This window comes from Pantoea anthophila, from assembly GCF_006494375.1.
In the GTDB taxonomy this organism is placed as follows: Bacteria; Pseudomonadota; Gammaproteobacteria; order Enterobacterales; family Enterobacteriaceae; genus Pantoea; species Pantoea anthophila.
On record NZ_VHIZ01000037.1, the window covers coordinates 57,336 to 78,618 of the forward strand.

General features: G+C 55.7%; 24 protein-coding genes. 12 read left to right on the top strand and 12 right to left on the bottom strand.

All coding sequences use genetic code 11. From position 1 onward, the window contains the following. Positions 1-81 precede the first annotated feature (81 nt). Both FJW00_RS07445 and FJW00_RS07450 read left to right on the top strand, forming a co-directional pair. Positions 82-714: a hypothetical protein gene (locus FJW00_RS07445; protein WP_140923394.1), complete on the top strand. Its 633-nt coding sequence runs from the start codon at positions 82-84 to the stop codon at positions 712-714. A 29-nt stretch (positions 715-743) separates the two neighbouring features. Further along, entirely contained in the window at positions 744-1,361 is a 618-nt protein-coding gene (locus tag FJW00_RS07450) for a DUF308 domain-containing protein (RefSeq protein WP_258317022.1), read from the top strand. Positions 1,362-1,385: 24 nt separating this feature from the next. On the opposite strand, the gene FJW00_RS07455 is transcribed toward FJW00_RS07450, so the two are convergent. After that, positions 1,386-2,246, bottom strand: a complete 861-nt coding sequence (locus FJW00_RS07455) for a LysR family transcriptional regulator (protein WP_058957126.1) — start codon at positions 2,244-2,246, stop codon at positions 1,386-1,388. A 124-nt stretch (positions 2,247-2,370) separates the two neighbouring features. On the opposite strand from FJW00_RS07455, the gene FJW00_RS07460 reads away from it, so the two are divergent. Then, positions 2,371-3,117 (top strand): SDR family NAD(P)-dependent oxidoreductase, encoded by a 747-nt coding sequence (locus FJW00_RS07460; protein ID WP_140923395.1) that lies wholly within the window; start codon positions 2,371-2,373, stop codon positions 3,115-3,117. Between the two features lie 97 nt (positions 3,118-3,214). Further along, positions 3,215-4,693: an MFS transporter gene (locus FJW00_RS07465; protein WP_140923396.1), complete on the top strand. Its 1,479-nt coding sequence runs from the start codon at positions 3,215-3,217 to the stop codon at positions 4,691-4,693. On the opposite strand, the gene FJW00_RS07470 is transcribed toward FJW00_RS07465, so the two are convergent. Beyond that, the gene (locus FJW00_RS07470; RefSeq protein WP_140923397.1) at positions 4,690-5,523 is read right to left on the bottom strand and encodes an oxidoreductase; all 834 of its coding nucleotides are present in this window, start codon (positions 5,521-5,523) and stop codon (positions 4,690-4,692) included. The two genes, FJW00_RS07465 and FJW00_RS07470, sit on opposite strands and share 4 nt — an antisense overlap. Positions 5,524-5,628: 105 nt before the next feature. On the opposite strand from FJW00_RS07470, the gene FJW00_RS07475 reads away from it, so the two are divergent. Next, complete coding sequence (locus tag FJW00_RS07475) at positions 5,629-6,549, top strand: AraC family transcriptional regulator (RefSeq protein WP_140923398.1); 921 nt, start codon at positions 5,629-5,631, stop codon at positions 6,547-6,549. Positions 6,550-6,562: 13 nt separating this feature from the next. Here the strand turns inward: FJW00_RS07475 and FJW00_RS07480 are convergent, their stop codons facing one another. Next, positions 6,563-6,946 (bottom strand): Rid family hydrolase, encoded by a 384-nt coding sequence (locus tag FJW00_RS07480; protein ID WP_140923399.1) that lies wholly within the window; start codon positions 6,944-6,946, stop codon positions 6,563-6,565. Between the two features lie 175 nt (positions 6,947-7,121). Between FJW00_RS07480 and copM the strand changes: the two genes are divergently transcribed. The 4 genes from copM to FJW00_RS07500 all read left to right on the top strand — a co-directional run bounded on the left by copM (position 7,122) and on the right by FJW00_RS07500 (position 9,359). Beyond that, on the top strand, positions 7,122-7,457 hold the full coding sequence (gene copM, locus FJW00_RS07485) for a CopM family metallochaperone (protein WP_370462009.1): 336 nt from the start codon (positions 7,122-7,124) through the stop codon (positions 7,455-7,457). Positions 7,458-7,589: 132 nt separating this feature from the next. Further along, positions 7,590-7,940: a DUF3147 family protein gene (locus FJW00_RS07490; RefSeq protein ID WP_009092904.1), complete on the top strand. Its 351-nt coding sequence runs from the start codon at positions 7,590-7,592 to the stop codon at positions 7,938-7,940. A 288-nt stretch (positions 7,941-8,228) separates the two neighbouring features. Beyond that, positions 8,229-8,741, top strand: coding sequence for an anti-virulence regulator CigR family protein (locus tag FJW00_RS07495; protein WP_140923400.1), 513 nt, complete (start codon positions 8,229-8,231; stop codon positions 8,739-8,741). 129 nt (positions 8,742-8,870) lie between these two features. Continuing rightward, positions 8,871-9,359 (top strand): DinB family protein, encoded by a 489-nt coding sequence (locus FJW00_RS07500; protein WP_140923401.1) that lies wholly within the window; start codon positions 8,871-8,873, stop codon positions 9,357-9,359. A 54-nt stretch (positions 9,360-9,413) separates the two neighbouring features. Here the strand turns inward: FJW00_RS07500 and FJW00_RS07505 are convergent, their stop codons facing one another. Beyond that, complete coding sequence (locus tag FJW00_RS07505) at positions 9,414-10,034, bottom strand: protein phosphatase CheZ (RefSeq protein ID WP_009092907.1); 621 nt, start codon at positions 10,032-10,034, stop codon at positions 9,414-9,416. 439 nt (positions 10,035-10,473) lie between these two features. After that, positions 10,474-11,394, bottom strand: coding sequence for a LysR family transcriptional regulator (locus FJW00_RS07510; RefSeq protein WP_140923402.1), 921 nt, complete (start codon positions 11,392-11,394; stop codon positions 10,474-10,476). 105 nt (positions 11,395-11,499) lie between these two features. Between FJW00_RS07510 and FJW00_RS07515 the strand changes: the two genes are divergently transcribed. Beyond that, on the top strand, positions 11,500-12,525 hold the full coding sequence (locus tag FJW00_RS07515; RefSeq protein WP_058957137.1) for a zinc-dependent alcohol dehydrogenase family protein: 1,026 nt from the start codon (positions 11,500-11,502) through the stop codon (positions 12,523-12,525). On the opposite strand, the gene FJW00_RS07520 is transcribed toward FJW00_RS07515, so the two are convergent. Both FJW00_RS07520 and FJW00_RS07525 read right to left on the bottom strand, forming a co-directional pair. Beyond that, positions 12,512-13,213 (bottom strand): O-methyltransferase, encoded by a 702-nt coding sequence (locus tag FJW00_RS07520; RefSeq protein ID WP_058957138.1) that lies wholly within the window; start codon positions 13,211-13,213, stop codon positions 12,512-12,514. The genes FJW00_RS07515 and FJW00_RS07520 overlap by 14 nt on opposite strands. A 3-nt stretch (positions 13,214-13,216) precedes the next feature. Next, the gene (locus FJW00_RS07525; RefSeq protein ID WP_140923403.1) at positions 13,217-14,749 is read right to left on the bottom strand and encodes an MFS transporter; all 1,533 of its coding nucleotides are present in this window, start codon (positions 14,747-14,749) and stop codon (positions 13,217-13,219) included. A 116-nt stretch (positions 14,750-14,865) separates the two neighbouring features. Between FJW00_RS07525 and FJW00_RS07530 the strand changes: the two genes are divergently transcribed. Continuing rightward, complete coding sequence (locus tag FJW00_RS07530; protein WP_140923404.1) at positions 14,866-15,756, top strand: LysR family transcriptional regulator; 891 nt, start codon at positions 14,866-14,868, stop codon at positions 15,754-15,756. Positions 15,757-15,763: 7 nt separating this feature from the next. Here FJW00_RS07530 and FJW00_RS07535 read toward each other — a convergent pair whose 3' ends face one another. The 3 genes from FJW00_RS07535 to FJW00_RS07545 form a co-directional block, all read right to left on the bottom strand. Continuing rightward, positions 15,764-16,546, bottom strand: a complete 783-nt coding sequence (locus tag FJW00_RS07535) for a Brp/Blh family beta-carotene 15,15'-dioxygenase (protein WP_140923405.1) — start codon at positions 16,544-16,546, stop codon at positions 15,764-15,766. A 23-nt stretch (positions 16,547-16,569) separates the two neighbouring features. Next, a complete protein-coding gene (locus tag FJW00_RS07540) occupies positions 16,570-17,280 on the bottom strand; it encodes a bacteriorhodopsin (protein ID WP_058957156.1) in 711 nt (236 codons plus the stop codon). Between the two features lie 711 nt (positions 17,281-17,991). Then, positions 17,992-19,191, bottom strand: coding sequence for an MFS transporter (locus tag FJW00_RS07545; RefSeq protein ID WP_140923406.1), 1,200 nt, complete (start codon positions 19,189-19,191; stop codon positions 17,992-17,994). Positions 19,192-19,356: 165 nt separating this feature from the next. Between FJW00_RS07545 and FJW00_RS07550 the strand changes: the two genes are divergently transcribed. Then, positions 19,357-19,974 carry a TetR/AcrR family transcriptional regulator gene (locus FJW00_RS07550; protein WP_111208755.1) on the top strand — a complete coding sequence of 206 codons (618 nt, stop codon included), beginning with the start codon at positions 19,357-19,359 and terminating at the stop codon, positions 19,972-19,974. A 54-nt stretch (positions 19,975-20,028) separates the two neighbouring features. Here FJW00_RS07550 and FJW00_RS07555 read toward each other — a convergent pair whose 3' ends face one another. Beyond that, positions 20,029-20,385, bottom strand: coding sequence for a hypothetical protein (locus tag FJW00_RS07555; protein ID WP_140923407.1), 357 nt, complete (start codon positions 20,383-20,385; stop codon positions 20,029-20,031). Positions 20,386-20,763: 378 nt separating this feature from the next. After that, complete coding sequence (locus FJW00_RS07560) at positions 20,764-20,985, bottom strand: hypothetical protein (protein WP_009092919.1); 222 nt, start codon at positions 20,983-20,985, stop codon at positions 20,764-20,766. Positions 20,986-21,283 lie beyond the last annotated feature (298 nt).

The following is a 21,283-nucleotide window of genomic DNA, read 5'->3' on the forward strand; positions in this document are numbered from 1 at the left end:
CGCTGCTGCTGAATTTTATTGCGGGCTATCCAGAAGAACGGTTAATTATCTCCGGTAATTACATCATCCGGAATCTCTGCCATGCATCCGCTGGCGGAACAGATCGCTTTTGTCTCAGCAAACACGAGGAAGTTATTTATGACGACAGTTCGTGCTCTGCCATCATTACCTGTTCTCTCTTCATTCTGTTTAAGAATGAGTAACCAGCCTGACGCCATTGCAGCCGGTTTTCAGACGCAGTTGCAGAATCAGGTCCGGCTTTCACTGGCTCAAAAGGTCCCGCTGCCCGCCGGGCAAAAAATAGCGGTCGCTGCCACTCCCCAGCGGACGCACATTGATGCACTGCTTGCGCAACTATTGGCGGACAGAAAGCGAGTCTCAGAGGCCGTCTGCCATGCGGATGAGCATCGTGAATCTGCTTCATTGCCGTGCCAGCTGATGAATAAAAATGAACTCGCGTTGAGATGTGACGCTGACGTTTATTCACTGATCCCGGACGTGCCGTTTGTCTGCCCGCCACCTTACCCGCCAGGAAGTGTGAGCCCGTTAACACCGATTGTTATCTGGACTGCGCCTGAGATCGTCCGGTTCCCTGCTTTGAGCCCCAGAGGAGGGCCATTGCGAATACTCAGCATTCGTCTGATAAACAAAGCCGGTTATCGCCGGAGAGAAATTAGCGAAAACGACCTGAATGATATTGCCCCGTCTCACTGAAACGCCGGGCACTGAGTCAGTCAGCGCCTGTGAAAATATTTACCTTCAGATCAAACCGGAGAGTTATTATGCAGACCCCTCAACCATCTATTACGCACGCCCAGAACCAATGGCTTCAGTCTTATTACTATATCCGTGCGACCGCATCTGTTATCTGGATTTTACTCGCGGTGTTGATTGGTAAAGACCATCCCGGCATCGGAGCCGTTCTCTTTATTCTCTATCCGGCCTGGGATGCCCTGGCAAATTATTTAGATGCCAGTAAGTCAGGCGGATTAGCGGTAAATCCACCGCAGAAGTTTAATCTGATTGTGAGCCTGATGGTCGCGGCGGCCATTATCTGGTCACTCTCCGTCAGCATAAATGCGACCATCAAAGTCTTTGGTATCTGGGCAATATTTTCGGGCCTGCTTCAGCTTTCAGCGTCCCTCCGCCGCTGGAAATCTTCCAATGGGCAATGGGCGATGATTTTAAGTGGTGCGCAATCTGCGCTGGCGGGCATTTTTATGTTCAGGCAGGCGAGCAGTGATATGCATCTGGATGTCACCACGGTTGCCCCCTACGCGGCGTTTGGCGTCTTCTATTTCCTGATTTCCGCCATCACGCTGACTCTTAAAAATGGTCGCAGGCGTAAAGTGACGGTCTAAGCCACCTGATTCCGTCATGCACTGTCAGTCGGGTTTCGGGGCCAGCATCGTTTCTGCAAGATCAAGCAGGGCACGCAGCCGGTCCATATGACGGAGGTCCTGATGATAGCCTGCCCAGATATCCCTTGAAGGCGGCATATCTGGCGTGGCAATGCGCTGCAGGCCCGGCGTGGCGTCGCCCAGTGGCTGAGGCAGCACGGCGACGCCCATCCCGCGCAGGCACATCTGCGCCTGAACAGCCCGGCTGGTGCTTTTGAATGCCGGGGCCGACTGCGGAAACCGTTCCAGAAGCCAGGAAACGTCAGGAAAGTGTGACTGTGCGCTGTTCATCAGGATTAGCCCCACCGACGAGGGGGCGCTTAACAGCGCCTCCGCCTTCTCTGGCGTCCCGTAAAGGGCATAAGGCACGCTCATCAGACGTCGCTGAACGATGTCGGGATCGGTAAAAGGCACAATTCGAAATGCGACGTCGGCATCGCGGCGCGACAGATCGAGCAGGCGAAAGCTGGCGATCACCTCCGGCACGATCGCCGGATGACGGCGCGTCAGTTCGCTCAGAACCGGTGCGAGCACGTAGTTAGTAAACCACTCTGCCGCTGAGATACGTAATATCCCTTCAAGGCGTTCATGATTTCCGGCGAGGCGTCGCTCCATCGCCAGCGCCGAATTTTCCATCGCTTCGGCCAGTTTCATCACGCCGTCACCGGCATCGGTCAGCACCAGGCCATCCTGTGTCCGGCGAAACAGTGCCTGCTGCGCCTCATCCTCCAGGGCCTTTATGCGGCGTCCTACCGTCGGATGACTCACGCCCAGACTCAGGGCCGCTTTCCCGTAAGAGCCGTTACGCATGACGGCCAGAAATACCTGAACATCACTCCACTCCACAGCCGCGCCCCTCCGTACAAAAATGAACATCGAATATACAAAAGTGTCAGTTCTCAAACAACTTTGAAGGTATCAACATAGCTTTCATCGGGTCGCCGCAGGCCTCTTTATCAGGAAGCTAACTATGAAGAGATTAAAAGACAAAGTCGCTCTTGTTACCGGTGGTTCAAAAGGTATCGGAGCCGCAATAGCCCGTCAGCTGGCCGCCGAGGGGGCGAAAGTGGTTGTCAGTTACCTCTCAGACAGAGAGGGGGCTGAGCAGGTGGTCGCCGCTATCGACGCGGCCGCGGGTGAGGCGCTGGCTGTGGCGGCCGATGTCACCAGCCAGGCCGGCGTTGAAGCTCTGGTCAGCACCACGCTCGCGCATTACGGACAGCTGGATATTGTGGTGAACAACGCCGGTGTTTATCAGTTTGCTGCCATTGAGGAGAGCACCGAAGCGCTCTATCGCCGCCAGTTCGACATCAATGTTCTGGGGCCGTTGTTAGTCACCGCGGCGGCCGTCCCTTACATGGGCAGGGGAGGCAGCATCATCAACATCAGTTCGTTTGTCACCCGCGTCTTCATCGCCGAAAGCGCCATCTACAGCGGGGCTAAAGGCGCGATAGATGCCATCACAGGGGTTCTTTCAAAAGAGCTCGGCCCGCGCGGCATCCGGGTAAATGCGGTCAATCCCGGTCTGATCGAAACAGAAGGAAGTCACAGCGCTGGCGCAATGAATTCAGCGTTCCGGACGTGGAATGAAGCGCAGACGCCGCTCGGCCGTATCGGTCAGGTGGACGATGTTGCACCGATCGTCTCTTTTCTCGCTTCAGAGGAAGCGGGCTGGATTAACGGTGAAGTGATACTGGCCTCCGGCGGTATGCGCTGATTGTCGCGCCGCTGGGCTGACAGAGGCGACACGCCCCTTCCGATCCCTCGCCTCATGTCCCTGACGGGGGACGTTTCCATTTTCTAAGGAGTGATTAATGTCCATACATCACATCCCGCAGGCCGAGCCACGTCGCTGGGCCATGTTTATCATTTTACTTGTCGGCGCTTTCCTGCCGCCGCTCGATTTCTTTATCGTCAACGTGGCACTGCCCGCGATTCAGCATGACCTGGGTACGTCATCCTCGGCGGAGCAGCTGGTGATCTCCTCTTATGCCGCGATGTATGCGGTGACGCTGATTACCGGAGGGCGTCTGGGTGATATTTATGGTCGTGGAAAAATGTTCTTTCTGGGGCTGATCGGTTTTGCCGCTGCCTCTGTGCTGTGTGGTTTTGCCTGGTCACCCTGGGTTCTGATTGCCGGACGCCTACTGCAGGGGGTGACAGCCGCCATTATGGCCCCGCAGGCGCTGGCCTCCGTTCAGGCTATTTTTCCTGAAGCGGAGAGACCGCTGGCGCTGAGTATTTATGGTGCCGTGTTTGGGCTGGCTTCTGTTATCGGACAGGTGCTGGGGGGCATTCTGATTCAGGCCGATCTGTTTCATCTCGGATGGCGGGCAATTTTTCTGGTTAACCTGCCGGTAGCGCTGCTGGTTGTTCTTTTTGGCCTGCCGCTGCTGAAGGAAACGCGGGCCCCCACCGCTCAGCGACTCGATCCTGTTGGCACACTGCTGGCAACGCTGACGCTGAGCGCGCTGATTGTTCCACTGATTGAAGGCAGGGAGGCAGGGTGGCCCTGGTGGACGTGGCTGCTCTTTGTGACGGTCCCGCTGCTGGCCTCGGCATTATGGCGTTATGAGCATCACCTCAGCCTGAAGGGCGGAACGCCACTGCTGAATCCGACTGTGTTGCGCGCGCCGGGCCTGGGGCAGGGACTGGTCATCGTTCTGCTGTTCTATTCGATTGGGACCTTCTTTCTGCTCTTTTCTGTGTATCTGCAGGGCGCGCTGCATCTGAACGCGCTGACAGCAGGCACGCTTTTTCTGCCCTTTGGTCTGGGATTTCTGATCGGGCCATTGCTCACCCCTTACCTGAGACGCTTTGTCGGCAATCTGCTCAGCGCCATCGGGATGGGATGCGAGACCGCGGGACTGGCGGGGCTGGCATGGCTGATCGCCACGACGCAGACAGGCCACTCTCCCGCCATGCTGCCGCTCGCGGCGCTCCTTTTCCTGACGGGGCTGGGTCAGGGGCTGGCCATGCCAACGCTGGTGCGGATGGTGACAGGCCAGGTTGCGGCGCCGTTTTCAGGGATGATTGCGGGCGTCACCAGCGCCGCGTTACAAATCAGCACGGCGCTCAGCGTGGCCGTCATCGGCGGACTTTTCTACAGCCTGCTCGGCAGTGATAAAAGTGCAGCCGGGATTTCGCAGGCGTTTATCGTTGCGCTTTTGACGATGGCTGGCTGCCTGGCGGTGGGAGCAGGGCTGAGTATCCGCTTAATCCGGCGCACCTCCGGGCGCACGGACGTCTCAGCCAGCGTTTCCCTTCCATCCCGCCGTCGCGGAACCGGTTAGTCATCCGTCGAGCGCGTAACCGTTTCCCAGCGATCGATCTCCGCACTGAGTGCCGTCAGCTTCTGGCGCACTAAGTCCAGGGCATCACTGCCCAGCAACAGATGAGCGGGTGGATTGTGGCTTTCAATCAGTGCCAGTATGGCCCGGGCAGCCTTTGCGGGGTTACCGCGTTGCTTTCCGCTCTTTTCTTCACGGGCCTGACGGATGGGGTCGAATAATGCGTCATAGTCCGGAATCGTGCGCGCGCTTCTTACCATCGAACGCCCCGCCCAGTCTGTGCGGAATGAGCCGGGGGCCACAGCGGTAACCGCGATATTAAAGGGTGCCAGTTCCTTGCCTAAGGTTTCTGAAATGCCCTCTAATGCAAACTTGCTGCCGCAGTAGTAGCTGATGCCGGGCAGGGTGATAAAACCGCCCATCGAGGTGATGTTAATGATATGGCCGCGACGGCGCTGACGCATGCCCGGCAGCAGAACCTTTATCATCGCGACCGCGCCAAAGACATTAACGTCAAACTGGTGGCGCATCTCTTCCAGAGAAGACTCCTCCATGATGCCTTCGTGGCCGTAACCGGCGTTGTTTACCAGCACATCAACTTCACCGAAGGTAGACTCAATCTCCCTGACCACCTCATCAATACGCTCAGCCTCTGTCACATCCAGCAGACGGCCTGCCGCACGCGCAGGATCCAGCGCCTCAAATGCCTCCAGCGCTGCACGGTTACGCACCGTGCCGATGACCCGATGCCCGGCCCTGAGTGCCTCCTGTGCCAGAGCAAGACCAAACCCGCTGCTGACACCTGTGATTAAGATTGTTTTTGCCGTTGTCATAATCAGAACCTCCATGAATTGTCGGAATTGCATGGTATTCTCTGTGGAGCCGGATTTTCAGGCCCTTTCTTCTCGTTTTATTGCCTGATCTTATGAGGTGCAGCGATGTCCGACATGATCAACCTGATAAAAGCCCTTGCCCCGCAGGAGGGCTACAACCTGACTGCGTTATCGGGTGTGCGCATTTTGCGGTCCGATCGCCCGCTGGCCAGAACGCCGGTGCTGTACGACCCCGGGATCGTGATTGTCTGTCAGGGCAGCAAACGCGGTTATTTTGGCCAGCAGACCTACATCTATGATGAGCAGCACTATCTGGCGGTGTCCGTGCCGGTTCCGTTTACGATGGAAACCGACGCGTCAGCAGCGCATCCCCTGCTGGCCATTTATCTGCATCTGGATTTTCAGCTGGCCGCTGAGCTTATGTTGCAGATCGATCAGCATGAGGCGCTGCACCCAGCAACCGCGCCACAGAGCATGATCTCCAGCCCGATGGATGAGCCGGTGAGGTCAGCTGTGGAGGGGTTGCTTAAGGTCCTGAACAATCCGCTTGAAGCTGAGATTCTTGGCCAGGCGCGATTGCGGGAGCTCTATTTCCGCGTACTGACCGGTGCGCAGGGTAATGCCATGCGAGCCGCGCTGGCGTTACAGGGGCAGTTCAGCAGGATAGGAAAAGTATTGCAGCGCATCCATGCCACCTATGCAGAATCCGTGACGCTGACTGAGCTGGCTCATGAAGCGGGCATGAGCGTGCCGACCTTTCATCTTCATTTTAAAGCGATCACCCGCTTGCCACCGATGCAGTATGTGAAATCGGTACGCCTCCACCAGGCGCGAATGCTGATGGTTCGTCAGCAGATGACCGCGGCCTCTGCCAGTTTCGCCGTGGGCTATGAGAGCCCTTCGCAGTTCAATCGTGAATTTAAACGCTTGTTTGGTCTGCCTCCGGCAGAGGAGATCAAACGCATGCAGAAACACTTTGCTGTTCCGCCTGCGCAGGACGCCTCAGTTTTCGTTTCTTCACACTGACGCCGGGCTGACACTATTTTCTGGCCACAATCCTCATTTCCACCAGCGCATTCTCCGGAATAAATTCCGACACGCCGATCGCAGACCATGCCGGATAGGGGGCCTTGATATAGGCATCTTTCACGCTGGAAAACAGGGCGATATGTTTTTTCAGGTCGATATGAAAAGTGGTCATCTCCACAATGTTGTCATAGGTTAGACCGGCAGCGTTCAGGTAAACGCCCAGCTTATAAAACGCATCATGAAATTGCTCGCCAGGATCTGTGCTTATCGGTTTGTCCTTACGCGCAGCGGTAACCCCTGAGAGATAGAATGTGCCATCGGATTCGATAACCGGAGAGAAGTGCCAGTCATGGTAATAGTGTTTGAAGTCTTCAGGGACGATGGGTTTTTTCATGATCTCTCACGCTGATGAGCTTAATGGTTCAGATCTGTTCTGCATCCCGATCTCTGCTCAGAGGTCAAATCGGATCAGACCGGCTTAATCACCAGGTTAGCGCAAATGCAGGTTGCCGTCAGCTACACTCAGAATTCTTAACCCGCAAAAGGAAGAGAACATGAAAAAGTCACAGATGGCCCTGCTATCACTGCTGGTGGTTATGCCGGTGACGGCCATGGCGCAGAAAGCAGAGATGAACATGACGCACGACATGCCGGATTCTCCCGCATCAAAAGAGTACATGGCGGGCATGCAGAAGATGCATCACAACATGATGGCGGCAATGAAGGAGCAGGATCCTGACAGAGCCTTTGCCAGCGGCATGGCCGAGCATCACAAAGGAGCGATTGCCATGGCTGAAACGGAGCTGAAATATGGTAAAGATCCTGAAATGAGAAAGATGGCGCAGGAGATCATTAAAGCGCAGAAGGGTGAAATCGAACAGCTGGAAAAATGGCTGCAGAAATAATGGCTGCGATGGCGTGAAGCGCATTCACGTGATGATCTTCACAACGTTACCGCCAGGGAATATTGCTGCCGTTGCTGGTGCTTTATTAAACCCACAGGGCTGACTTGTGGGTTTAAGATTCAGGAGAGTGTGATGATCTGGCTCGTGACAAAATATGCGATAACGGCCTTTATGGTGGTACTGATCTCAGAAGTGGCAAAGCGCAGCGACCGGCTCGGCGGCCTGCTCGCGGCCCTGCCGCTGGTGACCCTGCTGGTGCTTATCTGGATGAAGCTCGAAGGGCAGGCACAGGAAAAAATTGCCGCTCACGCCTGGTATACCTTCTGGTACGTGGTGCCGACACTGCCGATGTTTATCCTGTTCCCCTTTATTTACCCGCGTGCTGGCTTCTGGCTGACACTGCTCATCGCCTGCGCGATAACCGTCGTGCTCTTTGCCCTCTGGGCAATATTACTGAAGCGATTTGGAATCATTCTTCTCTGAATAAGTCTGCATGCGTTAATAAGCGCTGAAAAAGGCGATTCGACTTGCTGCCTTAATACCGGCATCTGTCACCATGAAGTGGCGGTGAATTAAATCCTCAGACAGAATCAGAATCACTATTTTATGCGGCCAGTTTGCGTTAAAACACCATTTCTTCAATGTCTGTCCGATCATTAAAATAATCTTTTTCTTAAAGCAGGAAACGCGGCTTTAAGAGATCGTGAGATTGTTAACTTTGCCACGTTAGCTAATATTTCAGAGACGCAATCGATATTAAGGAATTCTATCATGCTTAAGCAACGTACTCTTAAAGCAGCCGTTGCGCTGGTTATAGGTTTGGCCGTCTGTGCTGCACCGGTTTATGCAAATCCTGGCAATGGCAATGGCAATGGCAATGGCAACGGTCACGGCGGAGGTCAGGGTAACGGGAATCACGGGAACAATGGCGCGCACGGCAATAAAGGGCCGGGTAACGCAAAATCAAAAAACGAACATGGACATCGTAAAAATGCCGGGAAACCCGATCGCGTAGACGCCGACATCAACTTCTCTCGTGCACGGAGCCTTGCCGTCAACTATGGCCTGGTCGGCTATCAGTCCCTGCCACCGGGCATCGCGAAGAAAGTGGCACGCGGTAAACCGTTACCGCCCGGCATTGCGAAAAAAGCGTTGCCCGCTTCCATGCTAAACGATCTGCCTTACTACCCGGGCTACGAGTGGCGAGCCGTGGGCGACGATTTAGTGCTGATTGCCCTGAGTACGGCAATCGTGACCGCCGTCATCAACGGTGTGTTTGATTAACCCCGTAACAGAGACTCCGCTCAACGCTGGCGGAGTCTTATCAGGGGCAGGTAATACCTGAGAGATTAAACGCTGCGATAAGTTGTGTATTATTGTCAGGCTATCAGAACAGGCTAATCAGGAAAAAGCATGGACAGGGACACACTGGTTACACTTTTAAAATTCAAACGCTGGATTGATGCCGAAACCCTTAAAACGATTAAAGGCCTCAGCGACAATGCTGATGCACATAAACGTCATCTGATGTTAAGGCTGATGAACCACATATATGTGACAGACATGATTTTCAGCGCCAATATTTCGGGCAAGCCGCACGGCTATACGGCCCTGAACACGCCTGAAACACCCACAGCAGAAGAGCTTGAAGTTAAAATGGCCGCCTGTACCAACGGCTATATTGAATATGTCAGCGCACTCTCTCCCGCCGATTTAGACGAAATGATTACATTCCGTTTTGTCGATGGAGGCGAGGGCAGAATGAGGGCCGTTGATATGCTGAATCACATGCTTTTGCATGGAAGCTACCACCGCGGCGCGACAGGCTGGTTAATCTCGGAGTGCGGCGGTGTTCCGCCAAAAGATGTGCTGACCGTTTTTCTGCGGGATCACAATCACTGACAGGAAATACCTTTGGCGGCGTTGATGGCCGCCATACGTCTTCACGCAGCCGTTTTATATCCCCAGACTGGCCAGCAGATCATCCACATCATCCTGACTGGCGGCTGGTTCAGCTGAGAACGCAGGTGCCGGCGGCGTAGCGCGCGCGGCGCTGGCTGGCGAGGCTGATTTATCGCGGATCACCTGAATTAACTGCTGCTCTGCCTGATTCAGCACCGCCATCATCGCCTGCACGATCTGCCCGGTAATATCCTGGAATCCCTGCGCCATCATAATGGCGTGCAGATGCTGACGTGTCAGATTCGTGGCATGAGGGACATCGTCCAGCAGGGCTACGGTATCTGCTGCTAGCAGATGTGTTTGCTCTTTCGTCAGGGGCTCTGCTGACGTGGCATTCCAGCGCTGCAGTAATCGATCGGCCTTTTCTGTCAGCTGAGTCTGTACCGGCTGGGTTATTTCAACGCTGTTAATAACCTCATCTGCGGCTTCACGGGTCAGTGTGACCACGTAGCCCAGCCTTTCACGCGCGTTGGGGATGCTTCCCGCAACCTCGGCAATGGTTTTATCCAGTCCCAGCTGTTGCAGACTGTCCCGAAGCGTCCGCAGGATAGCGCCCGCACGCGCCGTGATCTCGGTGATTTCCTGTTGCTCACTATGGGTATCGGGTAATGACATGGGTGCTTTCTCCTGCGTAGGCAATGTCGCTATCTGCTGTTATCGGCAGTTCCCGGCGGAATTTGATTTTTTCCTTGTGACGGCGGGGGAGGGGGGATGGTAAGGCGGCTGAAACAGCATGAAGAAACGTCGGCGTCGTGTCTGAGAAAAGCGGTTATGCGGCTATGTGAATAGCAAGCTATAAATAAATCAGCGATTTTATCGCTTGCTATTTACTTTGGCATTTTTTGTGGTAGATTGGCTTTAACGATGGGTAGATGACCCTCGAGAGATTTTTTATTCAGCCCTGGCAATCCTGTCAGGGCTTTTTTTTGGGCTGGATCTCTTCGGTCTGCTCAGCTCAATGACTCGCCAGGACATAAAGCCCCTAACCTACAGCACTACAGCCCCGGCGCTGTCATTACGCATCAGGTTTGTGTCTGATGTTTATGGCACGCCATCAGACCTGCGCTTCAGCAGCGTCCATCATCGCTGGCAGGGCGCTGAACAGCGCCTGAATAGCCAGCCTGACTTTCAGCGACTGATGCGGCGTGCGCAGCCAGACGACAGAAACCGGCCAGCTTCCGGAGGTATGTTCTTTCAGTATCTGTTTCAGGCTGCCGCTGATGAGGTCGTCCCGCACCAGCCAGTAAGGTAACCAGGCGATACCCGCCCCCGTCAGCGTCATATCTTTTACCGCCTGCATATCATCCAGGGTGAATCGGGCAGGCGGCGAAATCTCCACCGCGTCACCCCGTTCATTTTTAACCTGCCACTTCAGCACCTGTCCGCCACGGATGTAGGCCACTGCCGCATGGTGCCGGAGTTCATCCGGGGAAGCCGGTTCGCCAGCCTGGCTGAGATAGTCCGGTGACGCGCAGAAGACCATCCTGTGATAAGCCAGCCGCCGGGCTATCAGGCTGCTACTGTCAGCCAGCGCGCCAATCCTGACTGCCAGATCGAAACCCTCCCCGGACAAATCGACCTGACGATCGCTGAAAGATATCTCCAGTTCCAGCTTCGGGTGCGCTTTCGCCAGCGCGGAGAAGACAGGCGAGACACAGAGGTGCCCCAGCAGCACCGGCACCGATACGCGAAGTTTACCGCTGGCCTGCAGCTTGCCGCTCTCCAGCAGATCCTCGGCAGCCTTGAGTTCGTTCATCGCCCGGCGGCAATATTCATAATAGAGCGCGCCTTCATCGGTAAGACTCTGTTTGCGGGTGGTGCGGTTAAACAGCGTGACGCCAAGTCTCTCTTCGATACGGGCGATGGTTTTTGCGACGGCAGAGCGCGTAACGTGCAGCCGCTCAGCTGCCTGAGAGAAACTCATGGATTCAGCCACGGCCACAAATACCGGAATGGTGTTCATTTCGCTTTTCATATTGTCGCCTCAGCGGAATCAATGACGAGAAATAGTATCGCCGTCGTATCTTAAAAGGCAATGTTACGATTCTGATCTCTGCTCTTAACCCCTACAGGAATCGCGATGAATCACACCATGAAACGCTGGACACTGAATGAGATTGGCCGTCAGCATCTGACACTCACCGAGACAGCCATCCCGCAGCCGGGGCCGGGCGAAGTGCTGGTCCGGGTAAGTGCCGTTGCCCTTAACTTCCGGGATAAGGTCATTATTGAAGGTGGGATGGGAAAAGGAATGCCGATGCCCTTTACGCCAGGTTCCGATATGGCCGGCGTGGTTGAGGCTGTCGGTCCGGGCACATCTCGTTTTAAACAGGGTGATCGCGTCATCTCCTCGTTCAACGCAGACTGGATCGAGGGAAAGGCGGTTAACAACGCCAGAAATCCGCATTACAACACCCTCGGCTACGCCTTGCAGGGCGTGCTGGCAGAATATGTGGTGATGAACGAAGCGTGGCTGGTCAACGCGCCGCAAACGCTGAACGATGCGGAAGCCTGCACCCTGGTCTGTGCGGGGCTGACCGCCTGGTTTGCACTGATTGAACGCGGCGGCCTTAAAGCGGGCGAAAGCGTTCTGGTGCAGGGAACCGGCGGGGTGGCTCTGTTTGCACTTCAGATCGCCCGTGCGATGGGTGCAGAGGTCTTTATCACCTCCTCCAGTGATGAGAAGCTGACGGCAGCAACCGCGCTGGGGGCAACCCATGGCATTAACCGTCAAAAGGAAGAGTGGGTCGAAGCCGTTTACCGCCTGACGCACGATAGGGGTATTGACCATGTGATAGACACCGTCGGCGGGCGTAACTTCGCCGATTCTGTCCGCGCTGTCGCCTCACATGGCCGCATCTCCCTGATCGGGATGATGGACACGCACGATACGTCAGCCTCTGGCGGACTGCTGTTGCTCAAATCTCCGACGGTTCAGGGCATCGGCGTGGGGCACCGGCGGGCGCTGGAGGATCTGGTCCGGGCGGTGGATGTCATAAACCTGAAGCCGGTCATCGATAAAGCCTACCGGTTCGATGAACTGCCTGCGGCACTGGCGCATCTTGACCGGGGCGCATTCGGGAAGATTGTTATCAGCCTGGACTGACAGCGCGCCCGGCCTTAACCAGGGCCAGCACAAAACCATCCCATCCCTTCTCACCCACCGTCTGAATGGCGGTGGCGTCAAGCCGCTCATCCTCAGCAATCATCCGGACAAACTCCCGCAGGCCCCGGACATTAGGATCGTGACTTTCCGCATCAAGCACCTGTCCGCCACGCACCGTGTTATCACCGACGATAACCGTGCCCGGGCGAGAAAGTCTGATGGCCCATTCCAGATAACATGGATTGTTCACCTTGTCGGCATCAATAAAAATCAGATCAAAGGGCGCCTCCAGGTCAGGCAGGATATCAAGCGCTGCGCCAGTGTGCAGCGTAACGCAGTGCGTCAGCCCGGCTTGATGGATATTCTGGCGGGCGACCTCTGCATGATGCTCACTGTATTCGATAGTGGTCACGCTTCCATGCTGAGGAAGCGCTCTGGCCATCCAGATCGTGCTGTATCCGCCAAGCGTACCGATTTCAAGAACCCGGACGGCCTGCGACATCCGTACGAACAGTGACAACATTTTTCCCTGCAAAGCAGACACATCATGAGCAGGTAAGCCCTGCTTTGCGTTGTTAGAGAGCGCGAAATTTAATTCAGCATCTTCGGGCGCAAGCTTTTCAGAAAACCAGGCATCCACCTGTGCCCACTTATCTGAATCTGTCGAGGGATAGTCAGGGATTCGCATAGGTTATTCACTCTCCTCAGAAAAGGTGTTTTCCCGGCGCGGCTGGCCCGACAGGGCCAGGACAGCCAGCGCGCAACACAGTGTGATGGCTGCCAGCACCCGGAAAAGGCACAGATAGGCGCTGTCATAACTATTCTGGACCACTGCGCGGGAAACGCCGGGTAAAAGTGTTATTGCCTGCTTAAGATTGCCGCCTCCCAGCCAGGCTGCCGCCTGGTGCATCTCCGCTGATGTCAGCCCCTGAACGCTTTTGCTGAGGTTCACAGCGTTCATTCTGGTAAGAAAGGCGGAAACCATCGCCAGCGCGATGCCTTCTCCCGCTACACGAACGGTGTTGAACAGGCCGGCCGCCATCCCGGCTTTTTCAACCGGAACCGCAGAGAGGGCAAGTCCATCCATCAGCCCCCACGGCAGCGCCGCGCCTGCACCGGTTATCAGCAATGCGACGATAAGCAGCAGGGTGCTGTGACCCTGTAACGCCTGCCCGAGGAAAAGTAACCCGGCTGCCGCGATCATCAGCCCGGATGCTGACACCACGGACGGTGAAAACCAGCGCGTCAGCACGGCGGCGCAGGCGGGAAGAACCAGCATCGGTGCAGTCAGGGCCATAAGGAAAAGCGCACTTCGCGACTCACTGAATCCATTGCCCCCCATAAAGTGCAGCGGAACGATGATCAACAGCACAACGTAGCAGTAGCAGGTTGCCACCGGCAGCAGCAGAATCCCGGCGAAGCGCGGGCTGCGCAGCAGGGAAATATCGAGCACAGGATGGGCAATGCGCTGACAACGCACAATAAATGCACCCAGAAACAGTATGGAGCAGAGGAACAGCACCAGCGGCAGAGGGGATAAAAACCCGAACGTGGGTAACAGCATCATCGCAGTGGTAAACAGAATCAGCGCCCCCGTAAACAGCGTCAGCCCGGCTTTATCTGCCGGATGAGAGGCGTTCAGCGCCGATAGCGGCAGGTATGCTCTGCCGGCGAGCAGCACGCCGCCTGAAAGCAGCGCAAACAGGGTATAGACCCAGCGCCAGCCGAGGGTATCGGTAATAAAGCCCACCGCCAGCGGTCCAAACGCTAAGCCAGCGCCGAAGAGGGTGCCGAGCAGACTGAACATCCGCGTCCGGTCTGTGCCCTCATAGATCCCGGCCAGCAGCGCGCTGCCGCTGGCTAAGAGCATGGCCGCGGCCAGCCCCTGCAGGGACCTGAGCAGGCCCTGCATTATCAGGTTGTTCATCACGCCGATGATGAGACTGCTGAGACAGAACAGCGCTGCGCCAGCGATAAAAACAGGTTTTCTGCCGAGGGCGTCTGCAGCAATGCCTGCTGTCAGCAGAAAACTGCCAAACGTCAGCATAAATCCGTTCGTCAGCCATGACAGCTCGGCAGGGGAACCGCCCAGCATGTGCTGGATGGCAGGCGTGGTAACCACACCGCCGGTGAAACTCAACGGTAAAAGCAGCGCCGCCATAAAAACGGTAAGGGCGGCTGGGGTTCTGGTGTGGCGAAAAAGCGCGCGGGCTCTGTATGACATAACAAGACCTTTTATCCTGACAGCGAATGAGTGAAACTGCTGCGATGTTATTGCGGACATCTGAGCGGATAAATAGACTGGATGGACGGTCTCAATGGAGATAAAGTTGATAATCGATGGACAGCCTGACTTCTCTCACCTCCTTTGTACGGACAGCCGAGACGCTGAGCTTTGTTCAGGCTGCGCGACTGCTGGGAATTTCAGCGTCAGCAGTTGGTAAGAACGTCGCCAGACTTGAACAAAAACTGGGCGTGCGGCTTTTTAACCGCAGCACAAGAAATGTGAGCCTGACGACGGAAGGGGCGGCACTCCTGACCCGATGCAAAGCGATCCTGGAACAGCTTCAGGAAGCTGAGTCAGCACTGGCGAGCAGTGTCGCAGAACCCGCAGGCAGACTCCGGGTCTCACTCCCCGCCGCGGGCTACAGATTACTGCTTCCTGCACTCCCCGCGTTTACCCGCCGTTATCCTCAGATCGAACTGGATCTGGATTTCAGCGATCGGCTGGTGAATATCATCGACGAAGGATTTGACGTGGCTATCCGCAGCGGCGAGTTAGCTGATTCCAGGCTGACGGCAAAGAAGCTGGGTCATTTCCGCTTCCTCCTCTGTGCCAGTCCCGCTTATCTGAACAATTCCGGGGTTCCGGCGTCAGCGGATGATCTGGCTGAGCACAGGTGCATTTTTTTCCGCCTGCCCGCCACCGGCTTGCTACAGACGTGGGAGCTTCAGGGGCTGCGGCCCGGTGCTGAACCCAGAGCGGCATCGGTGTTGACGGTAAATAACATTGAAGCGGCGATTGGCCTGAGCTTATCGGGAATGGGTATCAGCTATCTGCCCGACTTCGCCGTTCGCGACGCGCTGGCTGAGGGACAACTGAAAGAAGTGATGCAGGGTTGCTGTACACAGCAGGGGCACTTCTCCGCCGTGTGGCCCTCCGGCCGCTACCTCTCCGCCCGGGTCCGCTGCTTTATCGATTTTATTGCTGAATCGGGACTGGCCCTCTAAGACCGCGTCACGCCTGCTGCGGCGGTTCAAACCAGGGTGTCACCAGCATATGCGGAAGGGCGAGCGCGGCAAGGGCGGCAAACAGCGACCGGATGCCCGCAACGTCACCGGGTAACATCATATAAATGATCAGCGAGGCCAGCACTATGGCCGCGGTCAATATCGGCCAGGTCAGATGGAGATAGCCCGCGTACGTGGTAAAGCCCAGCTGGTCACGACGCAGTCGGGTTTGCGGCAGCGCGTGCAGAATCAAAAATCCCATCGAAAAGCCGACGAAAGGCGGCAGCAGCAGCAGCGCCAGTATGCCCGCGATAAGATGTCCATCCCGCCGAAGAAGCCCGGTGAAAGTCAGCCCCAGCGCACCGATGCCACCGAGGATCGCAAGGGCCGCCGTCACAGACCCCGGCATCACGGAAGCCAGCCCGGCCTGATGCAGGATAGACCTGAACGCGGGCAGATGAAGGGTGGCCGGGGCCGCTATCATCGTAATCCCCCGCGCCAGACGTTCTGTCAGTCCGCCGTGCGGTGCATCCTCAAGAGCAAAATGGACAGCTGAGGCGACCAGAAAACCGGGCAACGCCAGCCCTGGCGCGCGGTACCACCAGAGCAGACAGAGCGCAATCACTGCGCCATACAGGGCCAGAAACGGCAGCCGGCGGCGACGCTGAACCACGTCCAGATCGCTGGCGCCATGCGCCATGCCGATAATCCCGATAGCGATAACCGCAAACAGCACCTGTACGGACAGCGGGCAGAAGGAGGCAGCCAGGGCTGCCCCCCACAGAGCCATCCATCCGGCCCCTGATCGTGTTATCACTTCACGGTACCCGTGCGGCGGGTATGGTCGAGCGCTTTTTCCAGATTAGCCGCCGCGTAAAAGGCATAGAAGACCTTCGCGATGATATCCAGCACTAAAAATGCCCAGACCGATGAGGGGTCGGTAATGATTTTCAGGCCTTCCGGACCGACGAGGAACACAATCGGATAGATGAACCAGACGACGGTCAGCAGCGCGACATTTTTATTGTAGGCACCCGCCAGTGCACTGCCGCGATTGGCCGCCATGGTGCGAAGCGGTCCCCACAGCAGGTAAACCACACCCAGAAACGCGGCACAGGACCAGAGGTACCAGACCCATTTCGCCGCCGCCGTTTCAGCCAGTGACGAAACCAGACCGGTGATAATCATCATGACATCCAGCACGATGATGGCAGTGAGAAAACCGCCCATTTCACCGGGTTTACCGTGTTCATGGAAGGCGAGCATGACCAGTCCTGCCAGTAAAATCGGCGTCGTAATCGACCAGTCAGCGTAACGCGCCAGATAGACGGTGCTGCCGCTGTCCAGCGTCAGATTACCGAACCCGAATGCCATGGCCAGATAGGCGGTGGCGGCGATAAAAGGGACGGATGCATGCATGAGGGTATGATGACGGGAAGGAAATGTTTTGCCGCCGGTGGCGTAAATAACCAGTGACGCAATTGCCATGACCGAAAACCCGATCAAAAATGCGGTTTGATCCATGTTAATCTCTCCTGAGCAGTAGCGCGGAAATGCCGCCTGCTGCGTTGCCATAAATTGAATGCGTTTATATTCCGAAAAGAATATGCATTCAGTATATGGCGATTTCAGCAGCCTGCTCATTGTCAGGACGATTTCCGCCTGCGGGTTAAAATAAAGAGGGTGAAAAGCCCTCGTTATCTGATTTAAAAAAGAACGGTGATGTTACGTTCTGTTTCTTAGCGTTTCGTTTTCCGATCGGTTGTCGGGTTGCCGTCAGGCTTACTGGTTATTTTATTCTTAAAATTCAATTACCTGAATGCGTTGAGAAACGGAGTTTCTGTTTCACCCAAAAAAGAGAAAGTACAAGGAAAATATTTTTATCTGGAAAAATGAACACGCTGTACTAAGTCAATCCCGTGACGACATCAGGATTCAGGTCAGCGATGAGTGAAATAACAGAAGTCAGCACCTCTTATTGCCCACCAGGATAATCAGTAAACCCGAAACGGCGTGCTGAATAGTGACCCGACAGAAAAGGGAAATATCCTGTAAACGATCGTCGCGGGCTGAGGCGAGGGCGGTAATAAGTGCGGGAAGAGGACGGAAATAGTCAGACCCGCATCGTCATTCGTTTATCTGCTTTAGTCTTTCGGTTCACCGCTGCGTGTTGCGCAGACCGCATCTGTTTTGCTCTCTGCGCCATGATTATGCCTGCGTGAACGCTGCAACCGGTCAGTGATGTCTGGCACCAGGGCGGAAAGCCTGCTGTTTAGCCAGCAAGGCAATCACAAACGCCACTGCCATCAGCGCCATCAGCGCCCACGGAAATGAAGCGGCACCGGCACGATTGAGCAACAGTCCGCCGAGAATGCCGCCACTGGCGATCGCCAGATTCCACGCGGTTGTCACCATCGCCTGAACCACATCCACATGGTTGCCAGCCGAATCAGCGGCGGCCGTCTGCATCTGGGTTGATGCCCCACCGAATGACCATCCCCAGACGATAACCGCAAGGAAGATAACAACCTGTTCCCGCATGCCCATAGCCAGCACCACAGAGACCGCAGCCAGTGCCGCCAGGCTGAGCAGCACCAGCCTGCGCAGGTGGCGATCGACCCAGATGCCGGTTATCCCAATCCCGGTTAATGCGGCCAGTCCGAACACCAGCAGGATAAGACCGACAGCGTTACTCATGCCCGACAGCGCCAGAAAGGGCCCGATAAAGGTATAAAGAATGTTATGGGCCGTCATCCAGAGAAAGATGACCGCCAGCACCGGGCGAACACCCGGCATCCTGAAAACCTGCCAGACGGGCAGACGGCAGTCTGCCTTCTGTCCCGGCAGATCAGGAACGGCAACCCATGCCCAGATAAACAGCACAATCGCCAGGGCAGCCATCACGCCAAAGGCGACCCGCCATCCCAGCATGTTTCCCAGCCAGGAGCCTGCGGGTGTGCCCAGGGATAACGCAACCGGAATGCCGACCATCGCAATGGCCAGGGCGCGACCCTGTAAATCTGGCGAAACAAGACGCCGCGCATAGCCCGCCAGCATTCCCCAGGCCAGCCCGGCCGCCACACCGGACATAAAACGGGCCGCCAGCGTGAGCCAGTAGCTGGCAGAAAAGGTGGTGATGGTGTTGAAAATCACAAAGATCCCGATAGCGAGCAGCAGGACTTTTTTGCGGCGCCAGCCGCTGGTCAGCACGGTCAGCGGGATCGCCGCCAGCAGTGACCCCAGAGCATAGAGACTCACTAACTGTCCTGCCATCACCTGAGAGACGCCGAGTCCCTGACTGATGTCCGGCAGCAGACCGGCCGGCAGGGTTTCGGTCAGAATGGCGATAAAGCCGGTCATGGCAAAGGCCAGCAGGGAGGCGAGCGGCAGACCCGCCTGAGCGGTGACTTCACGGGGTTCAATATGGGCGGACACGTTAACCTCTTTTAATCTCACTAAAGGAAAGAAGCCGCTGACAGCGGACTTCGTAACATCTGTACCGATTGGTATGTTTATCGAAACTAGAGATCGGGTCGTCACTTGTCAAGCACATATGTATCGATTAGTATTTAAGTCTCACAGGCATGAACAGGAGGGGCTATGGCTCAGATGGGACGTCCACGTTCGTTTGACCGGGACGAGGCGATTCGTCAGGCAATGTTTCTTTTCTGGCAGCATGGCTTCGAGTCCACCTCGCTTGCTCTGCTCAAGGCCAGTCTCGGCAACGGCATTACCGCACCGAGTTTCTACGCCGCATTTGGCTCAAAAGAGGCGCTGTTTGAAGAGGTTGTCGACTGTTATCTCTCCTCATACGGTCAGGTTAACGACTGTCTCTGGGACGACGAGCTCAGGCCGTTTGATGCCATAGAACAGGCATTGCGCGCTTCCGCAAAGATGCAGACCGATCCGGGGCATCCCAGCGGCTGTCTGATCGCCTTGTCCGTAAATACCTGTTCCCCTTCAAACGAGCACATCCGCACCTTACTGGCAACGCAACGCCAGCGCACCCGGTCGGGGTTTTTGCGCTGTGTCGTCAGAGCCAAAGAGGCGGGCGAGCTGGCTGCCGACACCGATGCGCGTGCGCTGGCACAGACCTTTCACAGTTTTGAGACAGGACTTTCGACGGAAGCGCGGGATGGGGCAACGGGAGAGGAACTGGATGCAGCCGTGACGGCTGCGCTGAAAGTCTGGGAGAGGTTTACAACGAAGGCGGCATAGCCTGAAGCCATAGACGTTTCATCATAAAGCCCGCACCGGGCGGGCTGAATACGTCTACAGGCCGACCAGCGTAATGCGTTTCCGGGCGGTCAGCGTTTCATACAGCGCTTTAGCCAGACGGTCAGCTTCCACCACGCCACATTCCGACTGCTCGCCGTCGGGATCAGCCCAGAACGATTTAATACGCAGTGTGGTGTTGATCCTGGCGACGCGCTCCATCTCCAGCACGGCAAGCACCTGATGCCGCATCTCTCCCCCTTTAACGCTCGATTTAGCCTCTATCACGGCTGCGCGGGTGGCTTTTCCGTCATAGATGACATGGCAGCGTGCGCCGTTAAGGTTGAAAGTATGAAGCACCTCATAAAGGCCCTGAACTGTCTTTGCACTGTAGGATAATGGCATATCAAACATAACAGATCCCTCTGACGCGGAACGGTGTGAGCCCCCAGCATAGGTGAACTGTAACCAGAGGAGAAGTTACTGTTTTTTAATGAGAAATATAGATATCTAAGGATACTGTAACGTCCGTGATTTTTATTCCAGTTCTGGCTGGCACTACCAGAAAGCGAAGCGCGAAAAGAGGAGGCCTGGCGGGGGCGGATTTGGGTTAATAAAAAGCCTGCACGAGGCAGGCTAATCGTTCCAGCAGAATGTATGCACACAATCTGATATTTGTCTGCTTCCGCCATCGTACAGGAGAAATATTAGGATAAGATTAAGAATAATCGCTATCTCAACGCATTAACTTTTGTTGTGCGCGACGTCCTGATTACGCGGCGTGCGGTCAGTTTATTTTTGTGCCTGGGTGTTTTGCTCAGCCTCTTTCTGTTTTTTCTTCGCCATATGATGACCGACTGCGCATCCGGCTGCGGCGCCAGCCACACCATGATGGGCAAGATGACCTGCCACGCCGCCTGCTACGGCACCCTTCAGACATCCGGCAGCGTTAGCCTGCAGGTTGACGGACAAAAACAGACCGGTAGCCATAACGATAACTGATAATTTTTTCATCTCTTCCTGTCCTGGTGTTCGTGGTTGTATGTTCATGCCGACAGAGCATAGCCGCTTTTTTTCACTTCAGGCTGGCCCGGTCAGAGTTATCGCGAAGTTAGTTACCGGTCGTTACGCTTTTGTCGTTCTTCACCTCAATGCGTGATTTATTTCAGCGGGTGTCATACTGGATCGAAATTAAACGACAGATAAACGAAAGCAGAATGCGTTCATCTCTTTTCTCTCTGTTTAACCGGCGATGAGAATATTGAAGGCTGTAATGAAGCAAAAAAAATAAATAGTCCGTTTTTATTTTCAT